The 18,051-nt window shown below is 68.6% G+C and carries 15 protein-coding genes; 9 read left to right on the top strand and 6 right to left on the bottom strand.

All coding sequences use genetic code 11. From position 1 onward, the window contains the following. Positions 1-15 precede the first annotated feature (15 nt). Positions 16-822, top strand: a complete 807-nt coding sequence (locus tag RIF65_RS12030; protein WP_309065682.1) for an NUMOD3 domain-containing DNA-binding protein — start codon at positions 16-18, stop codon at positions 820-822. Beyond that, positions 819-1,796 (top strand): class 1b ribonucleoside-diphosphate reductase subunit beta, encoded by a 978-nt coding sequence (nrdF, locus tag RIF65_RS12025; RefSeq protein ID WP_309065683.1) that lies wholly within the window; start codon positions 819-821, stop codon positions 1,794-1,796. The genes RIF65_RS12030 and nrdF overlap by 4 nt, the downstream gene beginning before the upstream one ends. 367 nt (positions 1,797-2,163) lie before the next feature. Here nrdF and RIF65_RS12020 read toward each other — a convergent pair whose 3' ends face one another. Together RIF65_RS12020 and RIF65_RS12015 are read right to left on the bottom strand one after the other, a co-directional pair. Next, positions 2,164-2,295 (bottom strand): hypothetical protein, encoded by a 132-nt coding sequence (locus RIF65_RS12020; RefSeq protein WP_309065684.1) that lies wholly within the window; start codon positions 2,293-2,295, stop codon positions 2,164-2,166. Positions 2,296-2,351: 56 nt separating this feature from the next. After that, positions 2,352-3,503, bottom strand: coding sequence for an ROK family transcriptional regulator (locus RIF65_RS12015; RefSeq protein WP_309065685.1), 1,152 nt, complete (start codon positions 3,501-3,503; stop codon positions 2,352-2,354). 122 nt (positions 3,504-3,625) lie between these two features. On the opposite strand from RIF65_RS12015, the gene RIF65_RS12010 reads away from it, so the two are divergent. Then, complete coding sequence (locus RIF65_RS12010; protein ID WP_309065686.1) at positions 3,626-4,498, top strand: LacI family DNA-binding transcriptional regulator; 873 nt, start codon at positions 3,626-3,628, stop codon at positions 4,496-4,498. Positions 4,499-4,526: 28 nt separating this feature from the next. Here the strand turns inward: RIF65_RS12010 and RIF65_RS12005 are convergent, their stop codons facing one another. Together RIF65_RS12005 and RIF65_RS12000 are read right to left on the bottom strand one after the other, a co-directional pair. Beyond that, on the bottom strand, positions 4,527-6,656 hold the full coding sequence (locus tag RIF65_RS12005) for an alpha-galactosidase (RefSeq protein ID WP_309065687.1): 2,130 nt from the start codon (positions 6,654-6,656) through the stop codon (positions 4,527-4,529). Between the two features lie 93 nt (positions 6,657-6,749). Further along, positions 6,750-7,946, bottom strand: coding sequence for an ROK family transcriptional regulator (locus RIF65_RS12000; RefSeq protein WP_309065688.1), 1,197 nt, complete (start codon positions 7,944-7,946; stop codon positions 6,750-6,752). A gap of 116 nt (positions 7,947-8,062) precedes the next feature. Between RIF65_RS12000 and RIF65_RS11995 the strand changes: the two genes are divergently transcribed. From RIF65_RS11995 to RIF65_RS11970, 6 genes are read left to right on the top strand one after another with little or no spacing between them, the layout of a single operon-like run. After that, the gene (locus tag RIF65_RS11995; protein ID WP_309065689.1) at positions 8,063-9,751 is read left to right on the top strand and encodes an ABC transporter substrate-binding protein; all 1,689 of its coding nucleotides are present in this window, start codon (positions 8,063-8,065) and stop codon (positions 9,749-9,751) included. 31 nt (positions 9,752-9,782) lie between these two features. Further along, a complete protein-coding gene (locus tag RIF65_RS11990; protein ID WP_309065690.1) occupies positions 9,783-10,772 on the top strand; it encodes an ABC transporter permease in 990 nt (329 codons plus the stop codon). 31 nt (positions 10,773-10,803) lie between these two features. After that, a complete protein-coding gene (locus RIF65_RS11985) occupies positions 10,804-11,856 on the top strand; it encodes an ABC transporter permease (protein ID WP_309065691.1) in 1,053 nt (350 codons plus the stop codon). Continuing rightward, entirely contained in the window at positions 11,853-12,719 is an 867-nt protein-coding gene (locus RIF65_RS11980) for an ABC transporter ATP-binding protein (protein ID WP_309065692.1), read from the top strand. Before RIF65_RS11985 ends, RIF65_RS11980 begins: the two co-directional genes overlap by 4 nt. Continuing rightward, the gene (locus tag RIF65_RS11975; protein ID WP_309065693.1) at positions 12,716-13,606 is read left to right on the top strand and encodes an ABC transporter ATP-binding protein; all 891 of its coding nucleotides are present in this window, start codon (positions 12,716-12,718) and stop codon (positions 13,604-13,606) included. Before RIF65_RS11980 ends, RIF65_RS11975 begins: the two co-directional genes overlap by 4 nt. A 10-nt stretch (positions 13,607-13,616) precedes the next feature. Then, positions 13,617-15,815: a glycosyl hydrolase gene (locus RIF65_RS11970; protein ID WP_309065694.1), complete on the top strand. Its 2,199-nt coding sequence runs from the start codon at positions 13,617-13,619 to the stop codon at positions 15,813-15,815. A gap of 497 nt (positions 15,816-16,312) precedes the next feature. Here the strand turns inward: RIF65_RS11970 and RIF65_RS11965 are convergent, their stop codons facing one another. Continuing rightward, positions 16,313-17,407: an LLM class flavin-dependent oxidoreductase gene (locus RIF65_RS11965; protein WP_309065695.1), complete on the bottom strand. Its 1,095-nt coding sequence runs from the start codon at positions 17,405-17,407 to the stop codon at positions 16,313-16,315. Next, positions 17,404-18,036: an isochorismatase family protein gene (locus tag RIF65_RS11960; RefSeq protein ID WP_309065696.1), complete on the bottom strand. Its 633-nt coding sequence runs from the start codon at positions 18,034-18,036 to the stop codon at positions 17,404-17,406. The genes RIF65_RS11965 and RIF65_RS11960 overlap by 4 nt, the downstream gene beginning before the upstream one ends. Positions 18,037-18,051: the final 15 nt, after the last annotated feature.

Here is an 18,051-nt window from a genome sequence, read left to right as displayed (position 1 = left end):
GAGGAGATGACGACCGTGGCTGCGGACCGCGTGGACCAATGGCCGTTCGCCGGCGTGGTCTACGCTGTCCGCCTCTACGAGACCGGCGAGTACCGGTACGTCGGCATCACGTCGAAGACGATCGAGTTCCGTCGACGCCAGCATCTGAAAGCGGCCCACGGCGGACGCAAGACGCCCTTCTACGACTGGCTGCGGAAGCTGGACTCCGATGAGGCGGCGTACTTCGAACCGGTGGAACTGGTGATGAGCGATCGGCTCGAGGACCTCGGCGAAGCCGAGCGCCGGTGGATCGCCAAGCTGCGCAGGAAAGGGCATCGGCTGTTGAACCTCACCGAGGGTGGCCTCGGGCCTCGGGGTTACGTCTGGACTGATGAGCAGCGGAAAGCAGCCGGCGATCGCTCGCGGGGCCGCAAGCATCAGAACGTGCCGACCGGTCCGGATCATCCGAGCTGGGGCCGGAAGCACAGCGAGGAGCTCAAGGCACACTGGTCGGAGGTGCGGAAGGGGATGAATTCCGGAGCCGTCAACCCGAACTTCGGGAAGTTTGGTCCTGAACATCCGAGCTACGGCCACACCATGTCGGAGGAGTCGCGGCGTCTTCTCTCGGAAATGCGGCGTGGCGAGAAGAACCCCAACTTCGGGAAGACTGCCAGCGCTGAAACGCGTGCGAAGATGTCGGCCGTTCGAAAAGGACGGCCGATGCCGTCCAGCCGCCGCAGCGCGCACACGCGCCATCACACCAATAAGGGCGTGTACAAAGACACCTGTCAGCACTGCATCGATGACATGCAGTCGACACAGCCGGAAATGAGGAAAGAATGACATCCCCGAAGCTGCAGCTGCTCGATCACGTGCAGGCGATCAACTGGAACCGCATCCAGGACGACAAGGACCTCGAGGTCTGGAACCGCCTGGTCAACAACTTCTGGCTGCCCGAGAAGGTGCCGCTGTCGAACGACATCCAGTCGTGGAACACGCTCACCCCCGAGGAGCAGACCCTTACGATGCGGGTGTTCACCGGCCTGACGCTGCTGGACACCATTCAGGGCACGGTGGGCGCGGTGTCGCTGATCCCCGACGCGCTCACCCCGCACGAGGAGGCCGTCTACACGAACATCGCGTTCATGGAGTCGGTGCACGCGAAGAGCTACTCCTCGATCTTCTCGACGCTGTGCTCGACCCGTGAGATCGATGAGGCGTTCCGGTGGTCGGTGGAGAACCCGAACCTGCAGCGCAAGGCGCAGATCGTCATGGACTACTACCGTGGCGACGAGCCGCTGAAGCGCAAGGTGGCGTCGACCCTGCTCGAGTCGTTCCTGTTCTACTCGGGCTTCTACCTGCCGATGCACTGGTCGAGCCGGGCGAAGCTCACCAACACGGCCGACCTGATCCGCCTGATCATCCGCGACGAGGCTGTACACGGCTACTACATCGGCTACAAGTACCAGCGCGGTCTCGAGACCCTCGACCAGGCGAAGAAGGACGAGCTGAAGGACTACACCTTCTCGTTGCTGTACGAGCTCTACGACAACGAGGTGCAGTACACGCAGGACCTCTACGACTGCGTCGGCCTGACCGAGGACGTCAAGAAGTTCCTGCACTACAACGCCAACAAGGCCCTGATGAACCTCGGCTACGAGGCCATGTTCCCGTCCACCGTGACGAACGTGAACCCGGCGATCCTGTCGGCCCTGTCGCCGAACGCCGACGAGAACCATGACTTCTTCTCCGGCTCGGGCTCGTCGTACGTCATCGGCAAGGCCGAGGCCACCGAGGATGAGGACTGGGACTTCTGATCATCTGTACGTTGTCAAGAAACGTGTGACGGCCGGGTCGTTGTGACCGTTGGCTGTGTGCTCGCGCGTAGCGCCCAACAGTGCAAACGAATACGCACCCGAGTGAACGTGACCTCCGCCTCGACCCCGGCGGCATTCGGCCCGCCTCTGCGGGAGCCGTTCTGGGCGAACGCGACGCAGAGGGAGTGATTGAGGTGCCCTCGCGCGAGCCTCTAGTGCAACAGGTGGTGTCGGCGCGAACGATGAACCAACCGCGCGCGCGGCGCCGCCGTATCCCGCTGAAGGTGAGGTCGTAGACGTCGATCAGCGTCATACACCGCCGTCGGCAAGCAGCTGAGCGTCGGGCCGGCGCTCGTCAGCATCCTGTTCACCGACTGGCGCCCCGCACCGACGCGTTCATCGCGGCATCCGCCGGGGTGACGCTGGCGGACTTCGGCAGCTGGGCGCAGCGCTGCTGGGCGACGTGCGCGGGGCGAACCTCTGCTTCTCGGACGGCCACCACGAAGTCGAGCGCATCCGGGGCCGCGGAGAGGACCGTCCCCTGGTGCCCGGCGCTCAGCTGCGGTGCCAGGGGGCGTCTTCGGCGAGAGCCGGCATCGCGATGCCGAGCACCATCGCCGCGGCGCCCACGGCCGCGGCATCCGCCGCCTGCATCGACAGCCGAGTGCGCACCGGGGCCGCTGAGGCCCGCGGCTGCTGCGCGAAGCGACGGCGGAGCGCCGCCAGGTAGATGCTGCCCGCTACCGCGAAGGACGGACCGGTGAGGGTCACCGAGTCGAGGTCCAGCAGGGCGGAGAGCACCACTATCGCGTCGGCCAGGTGGTCGGCCGAGGTCTGGATGAGAGCGGATGCCAAAGCGTCACCCTGGACGGCGGCGGCGGAGATCGCCGCGAAATCGGCGAAGGGGTCGTCATCGGCGCTGAGAGGAAGGTGCGTTCCGGCCTCCGTGCGAGCGGCGGCAGAGACGGCGGGGGGTGCGGCGATCTCGGCGAGGGTCGCGCCGTCGGCCGAGCCAGGCAGCGGCATCGAGCCGAGCGCCCCGGCGTTCGCGGTCGCGCCGGCGTACACCTGCCCGCTCAGCACGAGCCCGAGCCCAATGGACGCCCCCATGCAGACCGTCGCATGGGCGCGCGAGCGAACCAGGCCGCCGCCCCACAGCTCTCCCTGAGCGGCGGCGGTGGCGTCGTTGCCGATCAGCACTGGCAGGCCCGTCGCGCCCTCGAACATGTCGCGGATGCCTATGCCGACCCACTGCGGCAGCGACGACGACTCCACGAGCGTGCCGCGGTCGATGTCGAGCCTGCCAGGCAGTACCAGCCCCAGGCCCAGGGCCGCCTCGACAGCCACATCGCTCGCACGCAGCAGTGCCAGCACGTGCCCGCAGACGCGCTCCACCACCGCACCCGGATCGGCTGACCGAGCGCCGCGGATTCGTTGGCGCGCAACGAGCCGCCCGGTTGCATCGACCACGGCGATCACTGTCCAGTCCGCCTCTAACTGCACGCCCACGGCGCATCGCGCCTTCGGCGCGAGCGAGAGCATCACGCGCGGCTTGCCGCGGGTGCGTGCCACGTCGCCGGTCTCAACGATCAGCCCCTCGGCGAGCAGCGCGCGTACCGCGTGCGTGACCGTCGCCGCGGTGAATCCCGTCTCGCCAGCGATCTCGACGCGGCTGGTCCGTCCAAGGCGGCGGATCGCGTCGAACACGACCGATCTGCTCGTGGCTGACGAGCCCCGCTCGGTGCGTATGGTGGCAGGCGTCTCCGGGGGAGGAGGAGAGGCCGTGGGCGACGGGTCGGAAGTCATGAAACGCTTGTCATACTAGCCTCATGGCATCGACGACCCAGAGCACAGCGGCCGGCGTCGTCCCCGACGGCGGACCACGGGTCGGACTGGTGCAACGACGGTCGGTCGACTCACTAGACCTCGACCCGTTCTACGCTCACCTTCTCGCCGGAATGGAGGAGGCGCTCGATCGCGCCGGGGGCACCGTCTTCGTGGTGTTCGAAGAATCGGTGGCGGCGGAGCTCGAGGTGTACCGCCGCTGGGGGGCCGACGGCCAGGTGGACGTGGTGCTGCTCACCGACCTCGTCGCCGACGATCCCCGGGTCGAGCAGTGCCTATCGCTGGGCTTGCACCCCGTCGCGCTCGGGCCGGAGGTGCCGGCCGGGCTGTCTGGCATCGCGGTCGACGAGCTCTCCGCCGTGCGGGTGGCTGTCGAGCACGTGCGCGCCGACGGGCACCGCCGGATCGCTCACGTCACCGGCCCTCGCACGCTGCTGCACTCGGAATCGCGCGCGGTTGCGCTCGCCGCGCTCCTCGCCGAGGAGGGTCTGGAGGCGTTGGATGCCCAGGGCGATTACAGCCGGGCATCCGGAGCCGAGGCGACGCGCGGACTGCTCGCCCTCGATCCCCCTCCCACCGCGATCATCTACGACAACGACCTCATGGCGCTCGGCGGGCATCAGGCGCTCATCGAAGCGGGACTCTCGGTGCCGGACGACGTGTCGGTGCTCGCCTGGGACGACTCGGTGCACTGCCGCCTCGCCGAGCCTCCCATCTCGGCGGTGTCGCGCGATGTGCACGGCCTGGGCACTCTGCTCGGAGCGCTGATCGTGCAGGGTGCGGGTGAGGTGCGCGTCGTGCAGGCGCCGCATGCGCGGGTCGTCCGACGGGCGACGACGGGCCCCGTACCGACCTGACCCGGCACGGGACCCGCCGCGGTGCGGCTCAGACCGCGGTGAGGTGCAGCAGGATCGCCTGCGCCGGCCACAGTGTCGGCAGCTGCAGTCCGATCTCGCGCAGCACGCGGCCGCTCACCTCGAACTCGCCTGCCGCGAGCCAGCCCGGCGTGACCCAGCCCCACTCGGCCTTGCCGACCGCCTCGAGCACGCGGCCGCGGTAGCGACGGGCGGGGTCGAGCCCGTCGAGCTGCACGCGTTCGGCGAGCGACTCACGAGGGGCGGCGACAGTCGAGAACGTCCACACCGCCTCGCTGCGATCGGCGGCGACGACACCGCGCACGCGGAGCGCTGGGTCGAGCATGTCGCCGTGCACAACCTCTCCGGTGTGCAGCACCGGGCGCAGCTGCTTGTAGATCGCGGTGAAGGCCTTGATCTGCTCGAACTCGTCGTCGCTGCAGCCGAGCAGGTTCCACTCGAACCCTGCGGATCCCTGCAGTGAGGTGATAATGCGGTACGACAGGTCGAGCGTGCGGCCCGACGAGTGCGCAGGCGACGGACCCACGTGCGCGCCAATCAGCTCCGGCGGCAGCAGCAGTTCGGTCCAGCGCTGGATGTCCTGTCGCTCGATCGCATCATTCGAGTCGGATGCCCACACGCGGTCTGTATACTGCAGCACTCCCAGGTCGCTGCGGGCGCCGCCCGACGAGCACGACTCGATCTCGATGCCGGGATGGTCGGCCTTGATGCGCTGCATGAGTCGGTACGCGGCGAGGGTCTGCACGTGGGTGGCGGGGCGGCCCTCGTGGACGGCCTCGACGAGATCGCGGTTGTGGTCCCACTTGATGAAATCGACGGCGAGGGCGCTCACGAGATCGGACATGCGGGCGCGCACGTGCTCGAACGCGCCCGGGTGGGCGAGGTTGAGCACATACTGGGTGCGCCACGACAGACCCTCGGGGCTCGGGATCGACGCCGGGTTGCCGAGGATCCACTCCGGATGCTCCCGGGCGAGGTCGGAGTCAAGGTTGATCATCTCGGGCTCGAACCACAGGCCGAACTGCATGCCCAGCTCGTGCACGAGCTCGGCGAGCGGCTCGAGGCCGTCAGGCCACTTCTCGCGGTCGACGATCCAGTCGCCGAGCCCCGCGGTGTCATTGTGGCGGCCGGGGAACCAGCCGTCGTCGAGCACGAACCGCTCGGTGCCCGCCTCGGCCGCGCGGCGGGCGAGACGAGCGAGCTTGGCCGGCACGTGGTCGAAGTAGACGGCCTCCCAGGTATTGAGCACGACCGGGCGCGGGGTGGCAGGGTGGTTGTCGCGTGAGCGCATCCAGGTGTGGAAGCGTCGCGAGATCCCGTCCAGCCCGGCGTCGGACCATGCGAAGTACGCCACCGGGGTGTGGTAGCTCTCGCCGGGGGCGAGCCGGATCTCCGCCGGGCGGAGCAGCTCGCCGGCACCGATCATGGTGAGGTGCTCGGTCATGCGATCGACCCTGTGCAGGAGGTCGCCGCTCCAGCCCAGGTGCACGGCCCAGATCTCACCGGCGCGGTTGCGTGGTGCGCCGACGCTGGCCATTGCGACCCATGGCGCATCGTGGCCGCCGCGGCCTCGGCGCGACTCGCGCTGGGTCGAGCCGGGAGGCATGTCGTAGGTGGTGGGCTGCTTCTCGCCCGTCCACCGGCCGCCGTAGGTGGTGAGCTTCTCCGCCCGCTTGGGCACGGGGAGGATGGCGTCGAGACGCGAGACGTCGAGGTCGGACTCGCCGTCGTTGCGCACCTCGTGCTCGACGAGCACCAGCCCGCCCTCGACGAGCTGCACGGAGGAGCGCAGCGTAAGGCCGGCGGCCTCGTCGCGGGCGTCGAAGACGAGCCCGCTCTCGAGCTGCTCGATATCGTGCATCCGCCAGCGGGGAAACACGGGCAGGCCGTCGCGCGTGACGAGCAGGCCGGGGGCGCCCGCCCAGCCGTCAGCCTCCTGCGGCACGATGGGTACCCGCCAGGCGGCGTCGAGGGTGCCGGGGGCGGTCTGTCGCGAGGTCACCAGGTCGAGCTCGTCGGCGGGCAGTGCGCCGTCGCCGAGATCTGCTCCCCAGTGCAGGATCGCGGGAAGGCCGTCATCGGCGAGGCGGAAGGCGACGGACACGCCGTCGCGGCGCAGCACCCGGGTGTTGTCGTTCATGAGACTCCAGCGGTTCGGTGCAGCCGAGGCTGCACGAGGTCATCGGGGGTGAGGGTCATCAGGGTCGGTGGTGATCTGTGCGGGGCGGTTGGATCAGACTGGCAGAGCCACGGGAACGGCGCGCAGCACGTGCAGCGCTGCGCCGATCGCTGCCGAGGTGGGGGCGTGCGGTGAGAGCAACGCGCGCGGGGGCCGGTCGGCGTCGCGCAGGATGGACTGCTGCAGAGCTTCCTCGACCGCCTCGCGGTACTGCGGACCCGCTGTGCCGAGGGCGGGGCCGGCGAGCACGATCGTGTCGACGTCGAACAGCTCCGCCAGCACGAGGGCTGCGCGGGCGACGTGGGCCGCCGAGGCGCGGACCAGCGCGCCGGCTCGATCGTCGCCGTTCTTCGCCGCGCGTGCGATCCGCTCGAAGTCCGCCAGGATCTCGCCAGCGTCGCGGCGCAGTTCGAGGTCGGCGGCGAGCACCGGGTCGGCGCACGCCCGCGCGACGACGGTCGGAGGGGCCGCCTCAGCCTCGACGCATCCGGTCTTGCCGCAGCTGCAGTCTGCCGATCCGCCGAGGGCGATGTGCCCGATCTCCACGCCGTTCGACGCGCGGCCGCGGTAAGGCTCACCCTCGATGATCACGGCCCCGCCAATTCCCGAGCCGACGTACACCAGCCCGAAGTCCTCGGTCGGCAGCGAGCCGCCCCACTGCTCGCCGATGGCCGCTGCCATGGCGTCGTTCTCGAGCAGCACCGGCAGGGCCAGGGCTTCCGATAAGGCGCGCGTGAGCGGGAACCCGCGCCAGCGCGGTGTGGGCTGGTTCGTGACGAGAGTGCCGTCGACGCGGTTCTGCGGACCGTGCGTGACGAGCCCGACGCCGATCACGCGCTCCGGCGCGACGCGGGTGGACCTGAGCAGCGCCGCGACGTGATCGCGAAGATCGTCAATGACCGCTTCGGGGTCGCGCGCGCCCGCCCCGACGAGACCGGCCGACGCGACAATGCGGCCGGTGAAGTCGGCGGCGACGATGCTCGTCGTGGCCCGATCGAGTTGGACGCCCACGGTGTACCAAGCATCTGGCTCGAGGCGCAGAAGTCTTCTCGGCTGGCCGCGCGACTGCTGCTCGGTGCCGACCTCGCGCACCAGACCGGCGTCGATGAGGGTGCGCACGGCGTTCGTGATGGTCGCCGGGGCAAGCCCGGTGGCGTCGGCCAGCTCGACCCTGCTCAGGGTTCCTGCGGTGCGCAGGAGGTCGAGCAGACGGCCGGACGTCGTCGCGCGGCCCTGCGCGGGTTGGAGCATGGTAACCCTCTCGAGAAATAACTTGACGAAGTAAATTTAGCGTATAAAGTAGGCCACGTCGATGGGGAACCCCGCGACAGGACAGGCAGAGAAGCCTGACTCAGAAAGGACCGAAGATGACCCCCACCCGTCAGGGCTTCCGCCGCACCGGCCTCGCCGTCGCCGGTGCTGTGCTCGCCGGCGCGCTCGCCGTTGCATGCGCCCCCGCCAGCGGCGATAGCGGCAGCAAGTCCGCCGCCGACTCCACACTCGTCGCCTACACAGGACAGTCGGGCGACTACCAGATCAACTTCAACCCGTACTCCCCGTCGAGCATCGGCGGCGTCGGCGCGATCTACGAGTCGTTGTTCTTCCTGAACAAGGCCACGGTCAGCGACCCTGTGCCGCTGCTCGGCACCGAGCAGACCTGGAACGAGGACGGCACAGTGCTGTCGGTCACGCTGCGCGAGGGCGCCACCTGGAGCGACGGCGAGGCGTTCAACGCCGACGACGTCGTCTTCACGTTCGAGATGCTCAAGAACACACCGTCGATCAACAACATCGGCTTCAACGGCACCGTCGAGAAGGTCGACGACACGCACGTGACCTTCACCTTCGAGACCCCCTCGTTCGTCAAGGGTCCCGACGTGCTCGGCTCGGTCATCGTGCCTGAGCACATCTGGAAGGACATCGACCCCACCAAGGATGTTGTGGAGAAGCCGATCGGCACTGGCGCGTACACCCTCGGCGAATTCAAGCCGCAGGCGTTCACCTTCGTCGCAAACAAGGACTACTGGGGTGCCACGCCCGAGCTGAAGACGATTCGCTGGGTCGCCCTGTCGGGCAACCAGGCCGGGGCGGACGGCATCAAGGCTGGCACCATCGATTGGTTCACCGGCCCCATCCCCGACGTGAAGAACACCAGCAAGAACCACCCGGGCTACGAGGCGTTCACTCAGTGGCAGAGCCAGATGGTGCTCGCCACCTGCTCGAACGTCGAGCTCGGCTGCACCGGTCCGCAGACCGATCCGGCCGTGCGCCACGCCCTTTACTACGCGCTCGACCGCACGCAGCTGAACAAGCTTGCGTTCGCCGATACCGCCGGTGACATCTCCCCGACCTTCGCGCTGACGCCCAGCCAGGACTCGTTCATCAGCGACCAGGTCGAAGAGAAGGTGGCCCCGGCCAAGGCCGACGCAGACAAGGCAGCCGAGATCCTCGAGGAGGCGGGCTGGGCCAAGGGCGACGACGGCATCTATGCCAAGGACGGTCAGCGTCTCTCGCTCGCCGTCGAGGTCGTCAGCGGCTGGACCGACTACATCACGGCGATCGACACGATGGCCTCCCAGGCCAAGGCCGCGGGCATCGAGCTTGTCGGCGCGCAGTCGTCGTGGAACGAGTGGACCGAGAAGAAGAGCTCGGGCAACTTCCAACTGGCGATCGACTCGCTGTGGCAGGGACCGGCGCCCGACCCTTACTACGTGTACCGCTACTTCTTCGACTCCGCCGCGACCGCGAAGGTGGGTGAATCGTCGGGCAACAACTTCGCCCGCTACGCGAACAAGAAGGTCGACGATGCGATCAACGCGCTGGCGACCCTGCCGCTCGACGACGATTCGGCACGCCAGCCGCACTTCGACACCATCCAGACGGCGCTCGTGGAGGACATGCCGTACATCCCCGTGCTGACGGGCGGCACCACCAGCGTGTGGAACACCGACGAGTTCAGCAACTGGCCATCGGAGGACGACCTGTACGCCTTCCCCGCGGTGTGGTCGCGCATGGACAGCGCCGAGATCTTCAAGCGGCTCGAGCCGCAGGGCTGATCCGGTGAGTCACCCCCGAGGAGCGTGAAACGTGAGCTATTTCCTGCGAAAGGTCGGCTTCTACGCCGTGGCACTGTGGGCGGCGCTCACGCTGAACTTCGCCATCCCGCGTCTGATGCCCGGCAACCCCGTCGACATCCTGTTGGCGAAGCTGCAGCAGCGTGGCGGTGCGGTGTCGCCGGAGGCGCGGGAAGCTTACGCGGCACTCCTCGGGGGTGACTCCTCAGAACCGCTGTGGAGCCAGTACCTCACCTACCTGACCAACCTGTTGCATGGTGATCTCGGGATCTCGGTCAGCTACTACCCCGCGAGCGTCACCGAGGTGATCGGCACGTCGATGCCCTGGACGATCGTGCTCGTGGGCATCTCAACGATGCTTGCCGCCGGTCTTGGCGTGCTGCTCGGGGCAATCGTGGGGTGGAAGCCGGGATCATGGCTCGACTCGCTCGTGCCGGCCACAACCCTGCTGTCGGCGGTGCCGTATTTCTGGCTCGCTCTGCTGCTGGTGTACGCGCTGGCGACGGTGCTCGGCTGGTTCCCGATCCAGGGCGGCTACGACGTGGCGCTCACCCCCGGTTGGAACACCGAGTTCATCCTCTCGGCGATCCAGTACGGCTTCCTCCCGGCACTGACCATCGTGCTCGCGTCGGTCGGCGGCTGGCTGCTGGGCATGCGCAACATGATGGTCTCGACCCTCTCCGAGGACTACGTACTCACCGCGCAGGCCAAGGGGCTCGCCCCCCGGACCATCCTGCGCTCGTACGCAGCACGCAACGCCGCGCTGCCATCGGTCGCGGGTTTCGCGATCTCGCTCGGCTTCGTCGTGTCGGGCTCGGTCATCACCGAGCAGGTGTTCTCCTACCCGGGTATCGGCAGCCGCCTGCTCGGCGCGGTGAGCAACAACGACTACGCGCTGATGCAGGGCGTGTTCCTGTACATCACGCTCGCCGTGCTCGGGGCCAACCTCGTGGTCGACCTGCTGTACGGCGTCATCGACCCGCGGACCAGGGCGCGGTCATGATCGAAGAGCTCAGAAACGGAGTACCGGCGCAATGACCAGCATCCCCGGTGGCGGCGCACCGCTGACAGAAGCCGCACCGACCTCACCCGATCTCGGCACCGCCGCGATCCGCTCGCGACAGCCCGGCGGAAAGCGCCGCTCCGGCTGGCGTGCCATGCTGCCCACGATGACCCCGTGGCTGGCCGTCGGCATCGGTCTCGTGCTGGCGGTGTCGCTGCTCGGCGTCATCGGTCCGCTGCTCGTGGGTGACCCGACGACCATCCGCGATCAGGGTCTCACCGGCCCTTCGGGCGAGTTCCTGCTCGGCACCACCCAGACCGGGCAGGACGTGCTCGCCCAGCTCGCGCACGCCACCCGCTCATCGCTGCAGATCGGCATCATCGTCGGTGTGCTGGCCACCGCCCTGTCGTGCTTCTTCGGCATCTATGGCGCATACCGCGGCGGCTTCGCAGACGAGCTGTTCTCGCTGCTATCGAACGTCTTCCTCGTCATCCCCGGCCTGCCGCTGGTGATCGTGATCGCCGGATTCGTGCCCCGCGAGAGCCGCGGCATCTGGAGCATCGCCCTTGTGCTCGCGTTGACCAGCTGGGCGGCATCCGCCCGGGTGCTGCGCGCGCAGACGCTCTCGGTGCGCAACCGCGACTACGTGGCGGCCGCCCGCGTCGCGGGCGAGCGCTCGTGGCGGGTGATCGTCGTGGAGATCCTGCCCAACCTGCTGCCCGTGATCGCCTCGCAGCTGGTCTTCTCGGTCGTCGCGGCCGTCCTCGCCGAGACGGGGCTGTCGTTCATCGGCCTCGGTGCATCGAACTCGCTGACCCTGGGCACCATGCTCTTCTATGCGCAGAACGGCTACGCGCTCTCGCTCGGCGCGTGGTGGTGGTTCATCCCGCCGGGACTCGTGATCGCGCTGCTCGGCATGGGCCTGTCGCTGATCAACTTCGCGATCGACGAGATCATCAACCCCAAGCTCAAGAACGCCCGTCTGCACCGCAAGCGCGCGGCACGCGCCGCCGCACTCGAGCGGCAGCTCAGCCGTCGCCATCGCAGCGCCGGCACGGGCTCGGCGAAGGAGGAGACGCCATGACCACTCCGCTTCAGGATCGACCGGCCGCCCTCACCGTGCGGGATCTGAGCGTCGTGTACGAGGCCGAGCGCCCCGTCGAGGCCGTGCGCCACGTGAGTCTCACCCTGCGCCGGGGCGAGATCCTCGGCCTCGCCGGGGAGTCGGGCTGCGGCAAGACCACGCTCGCTTATGCCGTCAACCGGCTGCACCGTCCCCCGGCGCGCATCGCTGGCGGGAGCATCGTCTTCCACGACCGCGACGGCGCCGACGTCGACGTGCTCGCACTCGACGACGAAGAGCTGCGAGCCTTCCGCTGGGCGAAGCTGTCGATGGTGTTCCAGGGCGCGATGAACGCGCTGAACCCCGTCACCACCATCCGTGCTCAGCTCGCGGACACTCTCCGCGCGCACCGTCCTGGCATCAGCCGCGCCGAGATCCGCCGGCGCAGCGAGGGGGTGCTCTCCCGAGTCGGCGTGGACCCTGTCCGCATCGGGGCGTTCCCGCACGAGCTCTCCGGCGGCATGCGCCAGCGCGTCATGATCGCGATGGCGATGCTGCTCGAGCCGCAGATCATGATCATGGACGAGCCGACCACCGCGCTCGACGTGGTGGTGCAGCGCGAGATCCTGCGCGAGATCGTGCGGCTGCGTGACGAGCTCGACTTCGCGGTCGTCTTCATCACGCACGACCTGGCGCTGCTGCTCGAGATCAGCGACCGCATCGCGGTGATGCTCGAGGGCGAGATCGTCGAGCTCGAGGATGCGGCGACGCTGTACCGCGATCCGCAGCATCCATATACGCAGAAGCTGCTCACCTCGTTCCCGAGTCTGTCGGGCGAACGGGGTTCGTTCATCCGCACCGGTGTCGAGGAGGGCCAGCTGTGACCGGCATCCAGGTTCGCGATCTCGTGAAGGACTACCGGGTGCGCTCCGGCCTTCACCGCAGCACCCTGCGCGCCGTCGACCGAGTGAGCTTCGACCTCCAGCCCGGCCGCACAGTCGCACTGGTCGGGGAGTCGGGGTCCGGCAAGTCGACGATCGCGAAGACGCTCATGCGCCTCGAGCGCCCCACCTCGGGCAGCATCGAGCTCCACGCGGACGACGGGTCGACCATCCCGGATGCCGCCTACCGGCGTCACGTGCAGATGGTGTTCCAGGATCCGTTCGCGTCGCTCAACCCGTTCCACACGATCGAGCACCACATCGCGCGGCCGCTGCGGATCCACGGCCGCACCTCTGGCGCCGCCGAGACCCGCGAGCGGGTGCAGCAGCTGCTCGAGCGCGTGAGTCTGACCCCGGCCGAGGAGGTGGCGCAGCGCCGACCGCACGAGCTGTCGGGAGGTCAGCGTCAGCGCGTCGCGATTGCCCGCGCGCTCGCTCCCGGCGCGCAGGTGCTCGTCGCCGACGAGCCGGTGTCGATGCTCGACGTGTCGATCCGTCTCGGCGTGTTGAACCTGCTGGCTCGACTGCAGCGCGAAGACAGCTTGGCCGTGCTGTACATCACCCACGATCTGGCGACAGCGAGGCACTTCTCCGACCAGATCCTCGTGCTCTACCGAGGCCGAGTCGTCGAGCGCGGGCCGGCCGACGACGTCATCCTCAACCCGCAGCACGAGTACACCCAGCTGCTCGCCGAGGCCGCCCCCGACCCTGAGCGCCTTCACTCCGGCGGCGCGCTGCGCTTCACCGAGCGTCCCCGCATCGACAACACCCGCTGCTTCGACCACGGCACAGGCCAGTGGACCGAGGCGCACCCCGCTCCCGTCCATTGAGAGGAACATCATGACCGCGAACACCGCCGTCCGCCGTCGGTACAGGATGCGCGCCGCCACGGCATCCGTGCTCGGCGTCGTCTTGGCGCTGAGCGGCGCCGTCGCCGCCGGCGCCGCTCCCCAGCCCGCCGCAGCGGGCAAGCCGTCTCGCATCGAGATCGCCGATCCGGATGCTACGGCTCGCACCGCGTCGCTGTTCGACTATCTGCGCGAGGGGCGCGGTGACGGGGTGCTGTTCGGGCACCAGCAGTCGACCGAGTACGGACTCACATTCGATCCCGTCGGCGCGAGCGGCACCGACTCGGACGTGAACGCGGCGGTTGGCGACTTCCCGGCTGTGATCGGCTGGGACGCAAGCCGCCTCGGCTTCGGATCGACCCCCAGTCCTGAGTCCGATGAGCAGAGCCTCACCGAGACGGTCCGCAAGATCCGGGCCGCCGATCGCCTCGGCACCATCCAGACCATGTCGGCCCACATGGACAACTTCGTCACCGGCGGCAACTACGGCGACACGTCCGGCGACGTGGTCGCCCGCATCCTGCCCGGCGGCGATCACAATGCGAAGCTCAACGACTACCTCGACCGGGTCGCGCGGATCGCGACAGAGTCGACGGACGCCGACGGCCGGGCCATCCCGATCATCTTCCGGCCCTTCCACGAGAACGCCGGCTCGTGGTTCTGGTGGGGTGCGGCTCACGCCTCCGCCTCGCAGTACGCCGAGCTGTTCCGCTACACCGTCGAGTATCTGCGCGACATTAAGGATGTGCACAACCTGCTCTTCGCCTACTCGCCCGGCGGTGGCTTCGCCGGGGACGAGGCGGCGTACCTCGCGGCCTATCCCGGCGACGACTTCGTCGACGTGCTCGGCATCGACAACTACGACGGCACGGGCGGCTCCGAGCAGTGGACCGACCAGATCGTCGCCGACCTCGGCATGGTGGCGCGCATCGCCGACGAGCGGGGCAAGGTGTCCGCACTGACCGAGTTCGGCATGAGCGGTGCCCTCAAGCCCAACGGACAGAACCCCGACCTGACCTGGTACACCGATCTGCTCGAGGCCATCCGGGCGGACGCGGACGCCAGGCGCATCGCGTACATGATGACCTGGACCAACTTCGGAACCGACCAGTTCTTCGTGCCGGTGCCGGCGACCGGGTCGGCGCCCGAACACGAGCTGCTGACCGACTTCCGCGAGTTCCATGCCGACCCTGCAACGCTCTTCGCAGGCGATCTGGATCAGAAGCGCGTGCGTGGCACCAAGGTGAAGACCGTGGCGCACGATGCGGCGATCCACGTCGTCTCGCCGACAGCCGGCCAGCGACTCACGACCACCGAGGCACAGGTGCGTGTGCGTATCAGCGACGCCAAGGTGCGCGACGCCTGGTTCACCTTGAACGACGGCGAGCGGCAGCCGCTGACCTTCGACCCGGCGAGCGGGTACCACCTGGGCACCCTGCGCGTCGACGCGTCATGGCTCGACAACAGAGTGGGCACGTTGACGGTGCACGCCGAGCTCAACGGCAAGCGCAGCCTCGAGCTGTCACAGAGGCTGGCGCTCGGGGAGCGTCCCGCGGCGGCCCCCGGCGTCGTCGATGATTTCGAGGCGTACCTCGACAGTGACGACCTGCGATCGGCCTACAGCTCGGTGGGGTCGAACCGTCTCACCCTGACCGACGACCCGGTCGGTTCCGGCGAGCACGCACTGGCGCTCGGCTACGACTTCGGTCTGCAGTCGTACACGGGCCTGAACCGTTCGCTGAAGACCGACTGGTCCGCGTTCGGCGAGCTGTCGCTCTGGTACCGCCCCGACGGCAGCGCCAACAAGCTTGTGCTGCAGCTCGTCGCGGGTGGCGTCGCCTACGAGGCGTACCCGTCGCTCGAGGGGATTGAGGCGACGTCGGTCACGGTGCCGTTCGGGGACTTCCGCCCCGCGCCGTGGGACACCGGCAACGCCGACCGCCGGCTCACCGCGGACGACCTGAGCCGCGTGACACAGTTCAACATCTTCATCAACCACAACGACGGCGCGCCGCTGACCGGGACGGTCGTCTTCGACGACATCCGCGCGACGGGAACGGGAAGCGGGACGGGCTCGGGCACCGACTCTGGCACGGCTCCGAACGGCTACCCGTACTGCGCGAGCGCAGCATCCGACCCCGACGGCGACGGCTGGGGATGGGAGAACGAGCGCTCCTGCGTGGTGCGCTGACCCTCTGGCAGCACTGAGCGGCCGCCCGGCGACGGGCGGCCGCTTCATCGCCGTCGGTCAGTCGGCGACGATGAACAGGCGGCTGGTGCCACTGATCTGCACGGAGGCGGCGCGGGAGATCAGAACCGCGCGAGCGCGCGGCACCGAGATGCGCTCGTCCTGATGCCAGCTCGAACTCGCCGTCGGTGGCCAGGGCGATTGCGGCGCCGTTCAGCTCGATCTCGCCGGCCGCGTCTCGCGCAGTCAGGCTTCGACTCGGCCTCGCTCGGGGGTGGGATGACGACACTGCGTGCGATCCTCGGGGATCGCGCGGGCGATGTCCTCACGGTCGAGACCGAGGTCGATGGGGCGGATGAGGGGAGGGCGGCATGATCGGCCAGGTGGACGCGGCCCAGCACAAGGTCGTCAACCGGCTGATCAGCCCGACGGGCCGACGAAGGAGGAGCTCGAGAAGCTCTTCCTCTCGCTCGCCTAGACGGTCGGCCCGCCGACCGAGATCAGGTCTGCTCGCCGGCCTGATAGTGGTCGGCCATCAGCCTGATCGTGCGCGACCGTGACGCCAGCGAGTGCGAGCCGACGACGAGCATGAGCTCGTCCGCGCCGGTGAGAGTCTGGAGCTCTTCGAGCTGTGCCGCGACGTGAGCAGGGGAACCGTGGATAGTGCGATCAGTCCACTCGTCGAGGAAGGCCCGCTGGTGCGAGGAGGCGGGGAAGGCCTCGACGTCGTCCGGCGAAGGGTACGCGAACGGCTCCCTCTGGAACATGCGCATCATGGCCATCGCCGTGGTCGACGCCTGGCGCCGCGCCTCGCGCTCATCGTGATCCGCCACGACGCCGACGCTGACCAGGGCGTACGGCTGCTCCAGCACCGCGGATCGCCGGAAGTGCTGCCGATACAGGCTCATCGCGTTCAGGACGTCAGCGCTGCCGAACTGCAGAGCGAACGCGTAGGGTCGGCCGAGCCGGGCTGCGACGAGCGCCGAATACGGGGAAGACCCGAGGATCCACACATTCGCTCCCTGGGTGGCGCGCGGCACCTCGTTCTGCACGTCCTGCCACGGGCCGGGTACGGCATGCACGCCGTGGTAGCGGTGCCCCGCCGGGAACTCATCGCCGAGGAATGCGAGCAGCTCGTCCACCTGAGCTGCGAAGTCGTCGCTTGCCGACGGTCGGCGCAGCGCGGCCGCCGTCGCGGGATCGGTACCGGGTGCCCGTCCGACTCCGAGATCGATCCTTCCGGGTGCGAGAGCCTCCAGCATCCCGAACTGCTCCGCCACGATGAGCGGAACGTGGTTGGGGAGCATCACTCCGCCGGCACCGAGCCGGATGCGCCGCGTCTCGCCGATCAGCCGGGCGATCATCAGCTGCGGCGAGGCGATCGTTGCGCCCGGCATGGCGTGGTGCTCGGACATCCAGAACCGTCGGTAGCCCCGGTCATCGGCCAGCCTCGCCGCGCGGACGACCTCTTCCAGGGACTGTTGCGCGGAGTGGCCGATGCCGGTGAGGCCACCGTCGAGCACAGAGAGGGCGAACGGGGCGGTGCCGAAGACGGGCGCGCGCGACGAGCGTTCTTGCGTTGTCGAGTCGTTCACGCGAACGCTGCCGCGCCGGCGGCCGCTGACTCGACCAGGTTGCTCTTGTTCAGGCCTTCGCCGGAGGCGACGGCGCTCGACCATGCTTCCGTGGATGCGACAGCGGCGAAGTTGGAGTGCAGCAAGGCGAGCAGCGTGTTGTGTACGGTCTCGGCGCTGACCGAGCCGGCTTCGTTGGTGATGTCGATCGCACCGGTCGCGTCGGAGAGGACCTCGACGGCGATCCCGCGAGCCTCGGCCTCCACGGCGGTCGCGAGGATGCAGTTGTTCGTCATGTATCCCGCCAGCGTGATCGTGTCGAGACCCTCCGTGCGCAACCACTCCTCGACGTCCGTGCCGGGGAAGACGGAGCTGTAGCTCTTGGTCACGCGCTTCCAGGTCGACGAGTCGTGCTCCTCGAGCGAGGGGTGCAGGGCGAAACCGGGCGCTGTGGGGTTGAAAACCGGCGCCTCGTCACCCGCCGAGTGCTGCACCATGACGATCGGGATACCGGCGGATCTGGCCGCATCGATGGCAGCGGCGATGCGCTGCACGGACTCGTCACGAGGTGGATGCTGGATGGGGAGCAGTCCGGTGAAGTACTCCTCCTGCGGGTCGATGACGATCAGTGCGCGGCGGGGAGCGGTCATGCTTCCTCCTGGTTC

The sequence above is a fragment of the Microbacterium sp. genome, from assembly GCF_031180975.1.
GTDB lineage: Bacteria > Actinomycetota > Actinomycetes > Actinomycetales > Microbacteriaceae > Microbacterium.
The sequence above is the reverse complement of the archived record's forward strand: the minus strand, read 5'-3'. Positions and strand labels throughout refer to the sequence as shown.

Coding starts and splice junctions, on each gene's coding strand:
- RIF65_RS11985 (WP_309065691.1), top strand. CDS start 10,804: ATGACCAGCATCCCCGGTGGCGGCGCACCGCTGACAGAAGCCGCACCG.
- RIF65_RS11970 (WP_309065694.1), top strand. CDS start 13,617: ATGACCGCGAACACCGCCGTCCGCCGTCGGTACAGGATGCGCGCCGCC.
- RIF65_RS12010 (WP_309065686.1), top strand. CDS start 3,626: ATGGCATCGACGACCCAGAGCACAGCGGCCGGCGTCGTCCCCGACGGC.
- RIF65_RS11980 (WP_309065692.1), top strand. CDS start 11,853: ATGACCACTCCGCTTCAGGATCGACCGGCCGCCCTCACCGTGCGGGAT.
- RIF65_RS12000 (WP_309065688.1), bottom strand. CDS start 7,946: ATGCTCCAACCCGCGCAGGGCCGCGCGACGACGTCCGGCCGTCTGCTC.
- RIF65_RS11960 (WP_309065696.1), bottom strand. CDS start 18,036: ATGACCGCTCCCCGCCGCGCACTGATCGTCATCGACCCGCAGGAGGAG.
- nrdF (WP_309065683.1), top strand. CDS start 819: ATGACATCCCCGAAGCTGCAGCTGCTCGATCACGTGCAGGCGATCAAC.
- RIF65_RS11995 (WP_309065689.1), top strand. CDS start 8,063: ATGACCCCCACCCGTCAGGGCTTCCGCCGCACCGGCCTCGCCGTCGCC.
- RIF65_RS12005 (WP_309065687.1), bottom strand. CDS start 6,656: ATGAACGACAACACCCGGGTGCTGCGCCGCGACGGCGTGTCCGTCGCC.